The sequence below is a fragment of the Saccharopolyspora sp. NPDC045839 genome, from assembly GCF_056431645.1.
The window spans coordinates 13869-28193 of the sequence record NZ_JBWKKH010000040.1; the positions used below are offsets into that span (position 1 = coordinate 13869).

The 14325-nt window shown below is 68.3% G+C and carries 1 protein-coding gene (cut by a window edge); it reads left to right on the forward strand.

Annotation, left to right across the window (positions count from 1 at the left end; genetic code table 11):
• Positions 1-14325, forward strand: the 5' portion of a protein-coding gene (locus tag AC07EQ_RS36920) for a scabin-related ADP-ribosyltransferase (protein ID WP_478392455.1). 14379 nt of this gene lie beyond the right edge of the window; the window shows 14325 of its 28704 coding nt (coding positions 1-14325); it begins with the start codon at positions 1-3; its stop codon lies beyond the right edge, outside the window.

Consider the following 14325-nt stretch of genomic DNA (forward strand, 5'->3'; position numbering starts at 1 on the left):
GTGTCGCTGTACCTCGACCCGGAGGGAGCCAAGGTCTTCGCCGGGCTGACGGGCTCCGAATGGCCGCAGGCCGACGAAGACAAGCTCAAGGATCTCGACGGGGAGTACAAGGCCGCCGCCGAAGCGTTGCGATCGCTGCAACGCCACCTGAACGACTACGTCGCCGCCATCAACGCGGGTTTCGCGGGCGACGCGGCCGAGGAGTTCGGCCAGTACGCCAGGCAGTACATCACCAGTGACGCGAGCGGCCTGAGCACCCTGGAGAAGGTGGCGGCGGCCGCCGATTCGTTCGGCGACTTCCTGTTCCAGACCTCTTCGCAGGTCAGGTACATGAAGGCCCAGGCGATCGGCCAGCTGATCCTGATGGCGATCGAGATCGCCGGCGCGATCGCCATGGCGTGGGCCACCGGCGGGGCATCGCTGCTGAAGATCCCGGTCATCCGCGCGATCACCAGCACGATCCTGAGGTTCCTGGTGCAGCTGATCGTCGCCACCATCATGTCGCTGGCGTTCGAGCTGGTCGCCGGGTGGCTGCTGGACCTCGCGATCCAGTCCGAGCTCATCAAGCAGGGCCTGCAGCACGGCTGGAACCAGGACCTGACCACCGGGGCGCTCAAGGGCGCCGCGGTGTCCGGCTCGATCGGCGGCGTGGCCTCGATGGCCGCCGGCGCGCTGGGCAAGACCGCGGTGAAGCACCTGGGCAAGGGGCTCGGCAAGTTCAACCTCACCTCCGAGTTCAGCAAGAAGCTCCTGAACGTCGGCGACCACGCCGCCGACAGCATCACGAAGCAGTTCGGGAAAGCATCGAGCGACATCGAGGCCACTGCCCTGTCGAAGTCGCTGAAGGAAACGAGCACGTCGACGACGGAAAGCCTGTCCAAGTCGCTCCCGAAGCTGGGTGACGACCTGGCGGCGACGACGAAGAACTTCAGCACCCACTTCCTGACCGGGTTCGGCAACGGCGCGTCGCACGGAATCGGCAAGGGCGGGCTCCAGTCCCTGACCGCCAGTGCCGGGTTCCGGTTCAAGGAGGCGGTCAACACCGCGTTCGAGAAGCACCTGACCGGTGCTCTGGGCAAGGAGGGCGCCAAGAACGCGGGGGAAGCCTTCGGCGAGGCGGTGACGAAGAACGCCGGCAAGACGGGTCAGGGCGGCTTCGAGCTCGGCTTGGCCACAGCGATGCATCCCTACCGGAAAGAGCTGGGCGAGAATGCGTTCAACGCGCTGACCAAGGGATACTCCGACTCGATCCACAGTGGATTGAACAATGTCCGGGGCAGCGTGTCGTCCCACATCATCGGCTCGGTGGCGGGCTCGCCGATCTTCGGTCTCCAGGGCTTCCTGGGCGACGGTGCGGGCAGCGCCGTGAACGGTGAGGAATGGGACCCGAGCTGGGAGAGCTTCACCGGTGGCGCGGTCTCCGGCGCCGCCGAGATGCTCGGCGAAACGCTGGTCGCCGACAAGGTCAAGGAACAGCTGCTCCAGAACAACCTGACCCTCCCGCTGATGATGAAGAACTTCTTCGACTCCGGCGGCAACAGCCTCATCGCACCGGTCGACACCGGTGCCGGCGGCTCGTCGGGAGCCGGAAGTGCGATCAGCACAGAGTCGAGCAACTTCGGGGACAACAGCTCGGTCCTCTCCGACACGTCCACTGTGGTCGACGACGATCCGCTGGACGTGTTGGAGGGCGCCGCGAACATCGAGACCCAGCCCCTGCTCGGCACCGGCAGTTACGCAGACTGGATGTCGGATGCCGGTTCGGACTACGGCGATTCCCACTTCGACGCCGACCCGGACCTGATCGATCCGGTGACCGGCGAGCCGCTGTCCGGCAGCGGTTCGAGCGGCGACCACCAGGTCGCGTTCTCGTCTGGCGCCGTTGCTCCGCCAAGCTCGATGACGACGAGCACGGGCCCGGCGACCACGTCGACCAGTGCTGCGCCGAACCCCCAGAACCCCGGAGCACAGCCGAATCCCGGCCAACGGAGCACCGGTCAGCAGAACCCGGTCTCGCAGGTCACCGAGGCGGCGCCGAAGATCCCCACGAGCACCGACTCCTCCAACGGCCAGTACAACCCCGATCTGAACTGGTCCGCGTTCGACGACCCGAAGGTTTCCCTCGACGATTACGACAAGTACGCGACCGAAGCCGGTCCGGTGTCGACTGCTGCTCCCGAGCCGGACGGGTCCGGCAACCAGCTCGTGGGCGATCAGAAGCAAGACGACCGCGCGACGTCGATCGTCGACGACTCCGACGGAGCGGTCGAGGAGCAGAGCGGGAAACGGGGCCCGGAAGACCTGGAACCGCCCAAGGCCGACCAGCCGCTGACCGAGAAGCAGCTGACCGACGAGCGGGCGAAGCACAGCCCGGCCAAGGTCGTCAACGCGGCGTACGACGTCATCGAAGGCAAGCCCGGGGACTCCGGCCCGTCCGCCAAGCTCCTGGAGATGCTCGGCGACGATCACCGGGAGGAGCTGCAGAACCGGCCGCCGATCCGGCTCGACCACATCACCGGGGTGATCGCGTACGACCTGCGGCAGATGCAGGTCGGCGGCAAGCCCGTCCTGGAGTTCACGCACAAGATCTACCTCGACGGCTCGGAAGCGCAGCGCAAAGCGGTGCGGGGCCCGGCGGAATCCGCTCTGAACCTCGTCGCCAACCGCGGCTACCGGTTCGAATCCGGCGAGCAGTTCCACGCGCGCGTGGAGTTCACCGAAGACCGCGGCAGTGCCCACATGGTCGTCAAGCTGGTCGAGCCCCAGCGGCAGCCGGCGGAGAACGGCGGAAAGCCGGCCAAGCCGAAGACCAAGCAGGACCAGTGGGTCATCGGTGACGATCCGAAGCTGTTCGCCCACGAGATCTTGCACGCTTTCGGGCTCCCGGACGAGGCCGTCTTCACGCACACCGATGTCGATGCGCCGGTCTTCAACCGCTCCGAGGGGCAGTCCCGAGTACGCGACTCGGAATTCAACATCATGGGCTCGAAGCCGGGCCCGCAGGCGACGGTGCTGGACCGGCACCTGAAGCAGGTCTACCAGATCGCACTCGAATCCGGCGCGCTCCAAGGCATCTCGTCGAACCAGAACCCGGCGCAGCTCGTCGAGGATTCGGGTGCCGGCCTGCGGCGCGCCCCGGACAACACGACGGAGACGAGCGAAGCCACGCCGGAACCCGGCGAGCCTGCCCCGGCCGATGCCGCCGAGCCGGAGGCGGTCGATCAGACATCACCGCTGGAGACCGACGACCTCGGCTCCCAGCAGGCCGATCAGCTCGACACCACTCCCACCGGGCAGGTCGACGTCGAGGCCGAGGCACAGCGCGTGAGGTCGAGGCTGCAGGAGGTCACGCCGCAGGACCTGCCTTCGTCGTCCGTCCTGGAACCGGATCTGTTCGGGCTGTTGCAGGCCAAGCAGCCGCCGTCCTTCACCGCCGGCCACGACTACCGGGGGTTGAGCACTCCGAAGCAGATCCGTCGGCTGGAGATGCTGGACCTGGCCGCCCCGCCCAGCGAGCTGACCAGCGAGAAGTTCGCTCCGGAGGCGATCGCCGACAGCTCCGTGCAGGTGGCGGAGCACGAGCCCGCCGACCCGGAGGCGTGGACCGAGCCCGCAGGTAAGGCGCCCGCGAAGGATGCCGTCGATCAGGCCGCGGCCGGTGATGGTCTGCCCCCGCTGCCGGACAAGCTGGAGTTGCCCAAGGTCCGGTATTCGATCTGGTTCGGCGGTCCGCTCGTCGGGGACTCGCGCGGCCAGGCGGAGATGATGCAGAACCTCCAGGACTCGGCCGCGGAGCTCGAGGAGAGCGGCGGCCGGGCCGTGCTGTTCACGGACGTGTCGCGCAACGGGCTCGACGACCCGGCGGCGCAGCGGATGGTGGCCTGGGCCAAGGAGCACGGCGTCGTCCTGGTGAACGTCCACGAGGAGTTCAACAGCGACTGGCCGATGAAGCTGCAGACGCAGTTCCTGGCCGAGCTGGCGAAGGGAACCAGGACGGGTTACGCCGCCGCGAGCGACATCGTGCGGCTGGAGCTGCTTCGGCGCTTCGGCGGCGTCTACAGCGACGGCGAGTACAAGACCGGCAACGAATTCTTCGAAAAGGTTCTCGGCAACTTCACAACGGTGCAGGCGTACGGATTGCACGTGAGCGGTGCGCAGGCGGGCAACGACCTCGTCCTGGCGCCGGCGGGGCACCCGGTCTTGGACGTCTACCTGGATCTGATCGCCGAGAACTACCGCAAGACGCAGAAAGATCTGTACCCGGATTCGCTGGCATTCATCGACGGACTCGGCCCTGGGACCTACTACAACGTCCCGAACATGCTGCCCCGCCGGTACTCCGTCATGCTCCGGACGGGGCCGGAGATGTTGCTGAACGCCTTGGCCACCAAGATCGGCCTGGCAAACAGGACGGGCTTCCCGGAGGTCTCCGACGAGAAGCTCCAGAGCGGATCCTCGTGGTTCGACTCGACGCCCCCGGCGCAGACGGACTCACCGAAGCCGAAGATCACCCTGCAGGACGAAGCGGGAACCGTCGAGCTGACCAAGCAGGTCGTCCAGACGCTGGTGCGCGAGCTGTACAACAGGCAGGGCGACCTGCACCTGACGCTGGTGGCGGAAACGGTCGCCAAGCACGACCAGCCCGACGTCATCTGGACCGCTGCGCTCGGCTACCTCGCGTCCCGCCCCGGACTGGCGGAAATGGTCAAGTCCGTGACGGACGTCTCGACGGTTCCCGCCGCGGGCGGAACGTTCAGGGAATCCCCCGTAGACCTCCCTCCGCCGGCCATGAAGTACCTGGAGTTCGGCGATGGGACGAAGACCCACCAACTCGCCGAGTACACGCAACCGGCCACCATGCCGGTGCGCGCGGCCGAACCGGAATCGCGCGAGATCGTCACCACTCCCACCGAACCGGTGACGAAGCCGTTGCCGGCGGCTCCGCCGGAACCGAAGCAGGCGGCGAAGGTGCCGTTCGACCTGGCCACGCGCGGGATCGTTTCGAAGTTCTCCCGGTTGGTCTCCGTCTTCGGCGTGCCGGCCGGGCCGTCGAACGTGCGCGACCGAGGCCAGGTCGTGGAGCAGTTCGTGGACACGATCGTGCAGAAGGTTCCGCTCGGCGAGGACACCACGCGCAATTCACTGCACCGGCAGCTGACGGACGCGGCCTTCAACCTGGGCGAAAAGGGTGTGCTGGAACGGCTTTCGCAGGGCTGGCACTTCGACCTCGACACGGTGCGCCAGACGGCGGACGGCATCGTCGAGGACCGGCGCGGGCTGCACCTGAAGATGGTGCGCTCCGAGGTCCTGGAGGTTCCCTCCAACGCGGTCCTCCCCGACACCGATCCGCAGAAGTCCGCGCAGGAGGAGAGCTACCAGAACGAGACCAGCATCGAGATCGGACGTCAGGCGCCGACCGGATTCGTCGTCGGCGTGGGACTGTCCATCGCCTCCTACGTCGCGCACGTCCTGCCGGTGTTCAAGTTCGGCGCGGACCGCGTGCACAAGTACGGCGAGCGGTTCGCCGACGCCCTGGCGAACACGCTGAAGTTCGGCTTTCCCAAGAAGTACGTCGACGTCCGCGCCGATCTGACCTGGGAGGACGACCAGGGCTCCAAGGGGGCGGAGCACCTCGGGACCTTCCGGGCGGTGTACTCGGACGCGTTCCTCATGGACATGCGGCCGGCGGACCTGGGCGATACCGCGAACACCCGCACCGGCGATCCGGTGCCGATGCCGACCGAGTTGTCGGGGCTGATCACCGGCATCTTCGGCATCGAGCTCGGCGACCTGCAGAAGACGGTCTTCACCAGCCCGGAGCTGCCGTCCTGGGTGACGGAGAACAAGAGGCTGCGGAAGGCGCTGGAGTACAGCCTCTCCGAGGCCACGTTCCTGGACAGCTCCGTCAAGGGCCTGGTGCACGGCCGCACCATCACCCATCACGCCACGCACGGGCAGATCCTCCCGCGCAATCCGCTGCGGCCGACCACCGAGCCGCCCTCGGTCAAGCTGCACATCAAGAACGAGGTGCTCGACTGGAAGTCCCTCGGCACGGTCGAGCTGCCGGCCGGGGTCAACGTCCGGCGGCTGTTCGAATCCATGCACGAGAGCAGCATCGGCAGCAGCGCCGAGGCCGGGCTGCGCGTTCGCGCCCCGCAGACCGTCGACGGGATGCCGCTGGGCGGCGAGATCGGTCCCGACGGCGCCATCACCGCCGGGCCCAAGCGCAACGAGATCATCACCGACAAGGCGTCGTGGGGCGAGAAGAGCAAGGCCGAGACCGACACCGATCTCGCGATCTACCAGCTCGACGTCCGCCGGATCGTCGACCTGGAGGCCCACGAGCTCGGCGCGGAGCGCCTCACCGAGCTGACCCTGAAGTCGGTCGACGGCACCGAATTCATCGCCGTCGCGAAGGAGAACGTCGAGGCGTTCGAGAAGGCGCTCCAGAGCGCGCGCGACCGCGTGCCGCGTCCGGAGCGGACGCCGGAGGTGTCCCAGCCACCCAGCCCGGATCGGTTGAACGCCCTGGAGAAGGCGGTGGCCGGCAACGGGCTGCTGTCCGGCCTGATCTCGTTGAAGGACACCGACGAGCTCATCACCGGTGTTCGCGACGCGATCGTGAAACGGCTGCCGGGGGAGCCCACGGCCGCGACGCTGCGGAAGATCGACCGGCAGCTCGGCGAGCTCGACTGGTCGAACCTGGCGCTGCAGTTCGGCAACATGGCCCACCGCGACGGCGAGGTCCCGAAGAAGCCCTACGCGGTGACCATCGAGGTCGCCGACGGCGTGGCCTACCAGGTCGGCGTCCACGCCGTGCTCGGAAAGGTGGTGTCCGAGCAGCAGACCGACAAGTCGATCATCTCCGGGACCCTGACGGAGGGAACGAGCCAGCGCCGCAGGCTCAAGAACACCCTCGGCGGTGCCTTCTCCATCGCTGCGCTCCTCCGCATCAAGCTGGGCGACGGCTACCTGAAGACGATGCACGGCGGCGCGGCGGTCGGGGTCCAGGGCGGCTACAGCGCCAACGCGATCAGCGGAGACCTGTCCGGGGCCGGCACCGAGACCAAGGTCCAGCTCAAGGGGCCGGCCACCAAGGTGCGGCGCGAAGTCACCTTCGTCGCGGACGTCACCGAGATCAGGCACCGGTCCCTCGGCCAGCGCATCAAGGCCGCCGTCCGTCCCTCCGACCTGCGGCCTTCGACCGACCTCGGCGAGGTCCGGGCCAAGGCGCGCGCCGACTACGCGGTGCCGGAGGCGCTGGTCGAGGCCTACCAGCAGATGCGGCCGGGCGATCCGGTGATCGGCGCGGAGGCGGTGCAGACCTACGTGCAGGAGAACCCGGGCGCGCTGGAACCGGCGCCGAAGGGCATGCTGCTCGCGTCGGTCGACACCTACGCGCAGGAGAACAAGGCCTTCGGGAAGTTGCAGGCCAAGGTGATCGGCGGGTCCGGGGCGCGGTTCCTCAACCGCCTCGGGCGGAAGCCGAAGGAACCGGAGCACGCGTCGGCGCTGCGGCCCGAGTTCCACCACCTGGCGGCGAGTTCGAAGTTCAAGGGCGCGCAGCGGGAAGTGACCGGGGTCAACCGCGGCGCGGTGTACGACAAGATCGAGATCGCCTCCGGCCGGTACCAGGCGGTCAACGCCCGCTACGTCAAGACCATCGACGCGATCACCAGCACGTCGACCACCACCGCGGAACAGTCGGTGCACTCCGGCAAGTCCGGTACCGGCACCGGGGAGATCGTGGCCACCGCCCTGGTCGGCGTCGGCGCGCTGGGCGGCGGCTACGGCCACCAGGGCGAGGTCGGCGACAAGACCACGCAGACCGGCAACTCGAAGTCGACGGCTCCCGGCATCCACACCCGGTACAAGGTGTACGTGGTGGACCTGGTCAGCAGGACCGAGTACGACTCGTACCGGCACCTGTTCGGCCAGCCGAACGTCAAGGGTGACGCGTTCGACCCGTACGACCCGAGGGCCGGGCACGCCGACCAGACCGTCCTGTTCCCGCAGAGCGCGCTCTGGCTCGTGCCGGACACCGACGGGATCCACGAGACCCCGGTCCACGAACCCATCCCGGTGCTGAGCGACATCGGCAAGTCGCCGCTGCACAAGGACGTCAAGCTCATCGACTTCGAGCCGGAGCCCGGGCAGCAGGTCCCGGACTGGGTGATCGAGCAGGTGGGGAAGAAGTTCCCCGACCTGGTCCCGTACTGGCAGCCGGCCGCGGAAGGTCGGCCGACCGCGCAACGGCGGCCTGCCCCGCCGTTCCCAGCGGTCCAGGAGCTCGAAAAGGCGAACAACCTCGGAGTCCTCCGGGAAGCCGCCAACGGCGGGTACACCTGGGAGTTCCCGCGGTCCGGCTGGTTCAGCAACAAGTACCGCTCGGTCACCCTCAAGATCGAGGAGGACCCGGCCGCCCAGGTCGTCGAGATGTCCGGCAAGCCCGGAGGGTCGGTGGAGCTCTCCGGCGGGTCCGCCGAGGACGAGCAGAGCACCCACCAGACCAAGGCGTTCGCCGGGTTCAACCCCAACCCGGCGTTGCCCGTGGACGCCAACGGGAACACCGTTCGGCAGACGCTGTCCGCCGGCGTGAACTCCGCCAGCGGCAACGAAGTCTCCACCGGCACCTCCGACGTCACCCAGCACCGCACCCGCCCGGGGCCCAACACCGCCGTGCGCAAGGGCGTTCGGGTGGTGCTGGAGCTCCACGAGATGTCCGCGCTGCCGATCGCGCTGACCTCGACGTTCGACGACGGGCCCAAGCTGCTCAAGAAGTTGCTGCCGAAGACGTTCTGGGACGTTCCGTCGCGGAAGAAGGCGGTCACCGAAACGCTCGGCGGCACGGCGACCTTCGAGTTCCCGACCGCGCTGCGCAACAGCAAGTCCGGCGGGCCCGTTGCGGGGCAGGAGGTCGTGCCCGGCGAGGCGGCCACCGAACCCGAGGGCCGCGACGTCACGCAGGCGGCGCACGACCTGGCGTCGTTCCAGCTGGCCAAGGCGCTGCCCAACGACATCGCGCACAAGATCGTGGAAACCATGCAGGGCGCGCTCTCCCACGGTGACGGGATCCACGTCCCGACGCAACGCTGGGTCGGCGAAGGCAGCATGAGCTGGCTCACGGTGACCACCGCCGTGTCCCCGACTTCGTTGCTGGGCAAGGCGAAGTCGTTCCTGGGCGAGGGCTACGTCTTCAACATCACCGTCCCCGATGGGCGCGGCCGGGCCGTGGAGTACGAGATCCGGCTGAAGAAGCACCTGCTCGGCCCGAAGTTCCAGCTGTCCTGGGACGTGCCGCGGGCGCAGTTCAAGCAGCAGCGGAACATGACCGAGGACGTCGCCGAGATCGACGGTCTGGGCTTCCAGGCCGGCCTGGGCAATGCGTCGCAGGCCGGGCAGCTGGCCTCGGTCGCCAGTACCAACCTGCTGTACCTGAAGGAGACCGCGCGGGACGGCGGCCAGTTCAAGGTCAAGATGGATGCCGGCGAGGGCATCTCCAAGGCCGAGTGGGCCGAGTTCCTGGCGGACGCCAAGTGGGACGTCCAGGTCCGGCACCGCATGCGCGGGCAGCGGGAATTCAGCCCGCCCTACCAGCGGAGCTGGTTCTACGAGGGCAGCGACGTCTTCGACGTGCCCATGCGCGATGCCCACCTGTTCGCCGACCTGGACAAGGCGTTGCCGCCGACGCCGGGCGAGCCGGATCTGAGCAAGGCACTGCCGCTGAAGCCGGGCGAGCTGAGCGAGAAGGCGCTGGGCAAGCGCCCGGTGCAGCGTCAGGAGCCGGTGAACGGCGCGAACTCCGAGGCGCCGGAGAACTCCGAGCAGACTGCCGCGACCGTCACCGAGCACGAACCGGCGAACGATTCCGGGTCGCAGGACGAGATCCCGGAATCGGAAGCCGCGAACACCGAGACCGCACCGGAGGAGGAGCGCACCCCGGGGCCGGTCGAGTTCAGCAAGTACCAGCTCATCTCCTCCGCGGCCAACGTGACCAAGGTCGGCGACTTCCCGGTCGACGCGAAGCACAGCGAGAGCGCCCAGGACCTGCTGGTCAAGTCGATCGCCGAGAAGCTGCGCGGCAGCGAGCTGCTCAACGCCCCGCTGCCCGGTGCCGCCGCCCGCCTCAACGGAGAAGAGGACGGGGAGGCGATCGCGCAGACGCTCACGCGCGTCATGCGGAAGACCGGCGTGATCGGATTCCTGCGCTCCCACACCGACGGCTCGCACACCGACAAGCTGCTGGTGCCGCTGTCCGGGGGCCGGAAGTTGTGGCTGACCCTGCGGCCGGTCGCGGGCAGCTTCAGCCGGGTCGGCAAGCTCTCCGCGGGCGCCGTCTCGGTGCAGGGCGCCAGCTTCGAGAGCAACCCGAGCAGCAAGAGCTCCATCAGCACGAGCCACACCCAGTCGGTCGGGATCAGCGCCGGCGAGCTCAGCGCCGCCGCGCCGGGCCAGGAACTCGTGTCGTTCACCGCGCAGCTGACCCACACCGGGAACAACACCAGGGGCGTGGCCAGCTCGCAAAGCTTGGTGCACGAGCGCAAGCTCGGCAAGATCACGGAGTTCTTCGCGGCCGAATTCGAGCTGCACGCCACCGTCACGGAGAAGGGCGTCACGAGCGCGGAGTTCGTCGATGCGCTGACCGTGCCGGTCCCGGAAGATGAGGGTCCGGCCGGGATCGCCAAGCCGCTGAGCATCGAGTTCGGCTTCCCGGAGCAAGCGCTCGGTACCCGGATGGACGCCTCTTGGGCGCTCGGGGCGGCTCCGGGCGTGCGGCCGCCGGTCATCCCGCTCGAGCTGCAGAACCTGACCGCCCGGATCGTGGCCGTCAGCGGCAGCGGAAACGTCCGGGTGCCCGTGCTCGAGCACCTCGCCGACCTGTTCCCGCACGCCGAGCAGCTGATCGACGAGATCGGGGCCCGCCTGTCCAGCGATGGCCTGCTGGACTTCTACCTCTCCCTGTTCTCCCCGTACAACCAGATCCACGTCCCGGCGGTGGTGCCGGTCGACCAGAACAGCCCGGTGCTGCCCAAGTCGCTGAAGCCGGTGGACCCGGCCCTGCGGTTGCTGCGGAACACACTGCTGCCGAACACGATGCGGGTCGACGCCAAGGTCGAGTTCCGGCCGCGGATGCTGGCCGTCGAGCAGATCGCCATCACCGACTACACCCACTCGGGCACCACCCACCGCGACGGGGCCGCGCTCTTCTTCAGCGACAGCGCGACCTCCGGCTTCGCCATCGGCCTCGACTCCCACGTCCTGCGCAAGGTGAGCATGCTGATGGAGGTCCTGCCGGTCCAGGTCGGCGGGCGTGGGGTCGTGAAGGCCCAGTGGAGCCACGAGCTGGCCCGGCGCGGCCTGTACCAGAACGCCTGGAAGCTCAAGGCGCAGAGCGGAGCACCGCACGGGCTGTTCGTCGTGACCCTGGACATGGGTTTCTCGATGTCGACCAGCACCAATCGCGGGGCCGCCGTCGAGCAGTTCAAGCGCAACGCCCCGCTCATGCTGGTCCTGGCGGTGCGCGAGAACGACATCCCGGACTTCAAGCAGATCGTGGTGGACGCCTTCCAGGGCGTGCCGTCGAAGCCGCTGGCCCCGCTGCCCGATCCGTCACCGAGCACCGAGCAGCGGCAGCACCTCCAGAACCTCGCCGCCCTGGCTCGCAGCGGGCCGCTGTCGGACATGGGGAAGCTGATCGATTCGCATCACGTCGCCGATCACGTGCTCCGCGCCGGCACGTCGGCCCTGTCGAGCGACACCAGGCTGTCCGACGTGCAACGCGCCGAAGGCCTGCAGAAGCTGCAGGACTTCGTGCGCAAGCTCGGCCCGGCCAAGCTTGTGCTGGAATTCGCGAAGATCGAATCGAACCCGATCTCGACCACCTTCGAGGTCGGCGACCGGGAGTTCGCGTTCCACAGCGACAAGAAGCCGCTCGCGGCGCTGCAGGACTTCGCAGCGATGTACGAGCGCGACACCGGACTCGAGCTCTCGCCGGAGGACGCGGAAGCGATCCTCAAGAAGCTGCAGGAGAGCGCGGACCAGCGGGCGACGGACAAGGAGAAGACCGCCTACCGGGTGTCCGGTGAGCTCGTCGACGGCTACCAGATCTCGGTCGTCGTCACCGGCAAGCACGGGGACGTGCTGCGCACCGAGGGAGTCGATGCCCGGCTGGCCGGCACGCACCGCAGCACCGCGGGGCTGGGCACCAAGTCCAAGTACGAGAGCGCCATCAGCGAGGCGCTCACCCTCCGGGCCCGCTTCCAGTCGTTCCTGGACTTCTCGAAGTTCGGCGGCAACCTGTGGGCGAGCTTCAACTTCACGGAGAAGGCCAAGGGCATCGGCCACGTCTCCAGCACCGCCTCGGCGGAGTACTCCGACATCGAGAAGATCGGCTACAAGGGGCCCGGCACGCGCCTCCTGCAGCGGTTCGACCTGGACGTCGAGGTCGAGATCAGCCGCAAGGGCAAGGTGCTGCGCAACCGCGACACGACCATCGAAACCGTCGCCCAGTACGACGTCCCGAAGTCCCTGGCCGACCCCGGGCTGGTCGCGGCCATCCAGCCCGGTACCACCGAGATCCTCTCGCCGGACAGCGAATCGTTGCAGGACCTCGGCGACGCGATCGACCCGGACCGGATCCACGTCCTGCAGGGCGACACCAAGCAGATCGCCGATCTCCTGCGGGAGTTCTCGCCCCGGATGCAGCAGCAGGCCTCGCTCGGGGCCAAGTCGCGCCTGGACCGGTGGATCGTCGAGAACGTGCGGGGCGATCACCGGCCCAAGTTCGTGGCCGACCTCGACGACCAGCGGCTGAACACCACGCTCCAGGCGGCCTTCGCGAAGCCCCACCAGCTGGTCGCCAACGGCATCAAGCGCGGCAGCTTCCTGTTCTACAACAGGGAGAACACCGTGATCGTGGACATCACGACGCACAACCCCGAGAAGGTCGGCCAGGTCGATCCCGGCAACCCGGTGCGGTTCGAGCACAGCACCTCGGTCAACCGGGGCATGCAGGCGGGCGGCGGCAAGGGGCTCGAAGCCGGCGGCGGATTCCAGGGCGGCCTGTTCAACGTCGAGGGCAACCTGGAGTTCTCCGCGCGGCGGGACGCCGGCGAGCAGGGATTCCTCAGCGGCGGCCACAAGGCGACCTACGGCAGCGAGGACACCGAGCAGGTCTACGTGCGCGCCGACGCGCTCGTCAAGATCACCGTGCACAGCCACCAGCTCCACCAGGGGAGCGCGCAGCGCAACAAGTTCCTCGCCCCTTACCAGGTCGGCGGCGCGACGGAGACCAAACTCGTCCTGCAGCGCGGCAGCGTCCTCGGCGTGATGTCGCAGGCCGACTACGACGCGTTCAAGAGCGGCCTGCGCACCGTCGACGCGCAGCCGAAGGGCGAGCTCCGCCCGGTGCCGGTGCTGGCGAACATCGGCGAGGCGCTGAACGCCGATATCGGCCTGGAGAACCTCGCTTCGAAGGCGCTGACAGAGCACGTGCTCAAGGTCCTCGCCGCAGTGGCGCCGGACGTGCTGCCCAGCGGCACCCCGGTCCGCGAACCGGGCGCCACGAAGCCGACCCTGCAGCTCGCCTTCGACCTGTCCCACAAGGCGGTGCAGCGGGAGATCCTCAACGGCGGCTTGATCATCCCGTTCGGCCACAACCTCAAGTTCGGCGACCGCGTCGGCGCCATCCGCATCTCGGTCGAGGAGGTCATCGGCGAGAACCACGGCCAGGACGGCGGTTCGGCGAAGTGGGATCAGAAGGCGTGGGTCGAGGAGATCGGCGGCCGCCGCTTCTTCGCCGAACATTCCGCGTCGTCCGGCTCCGAGCTGCAGCACGGCTCGACGAAGTCGGTGGGTGTCGGCCTCAGCTACAACATGCTGCTGAAGACCAGCAGCGACAACGCCACCTCCGGTCCGCAGGGTTCCATCGGCTTCAGCGGCCGGACCAGGGGCAGCGAACTGTCGTCGTCCACGGCGGTGCAGCGCGGCGACCGGCGCGAGCTCGACGCCGCGAACGTCCGGGTGTCGATGAACGTGCGGCTGAAGTTCGAGGTGCTGTCCTACCGCAAGCCCCCGTACTTCTTCACCACGATCAGCGACGGGGCGTGGCCGGCCAGGACGTTCCGCGACCCCGACGCGGGGCTGGTCGAGTTGGCCGACGAGCTGAGCACGCTCGACGTGCCGGTGAAGCTGCGGCTGCCGGCGGAGTTGCTCGGCGTCTCGTCCCGGCCCGTCGGCGCCGGCGGCCTGGAGATCGGTGCGAAACCCACGTCCGAAGACGTCGACCACACCGCCGAGGTGCTCGAATCCTCGACGGTGGTGGCG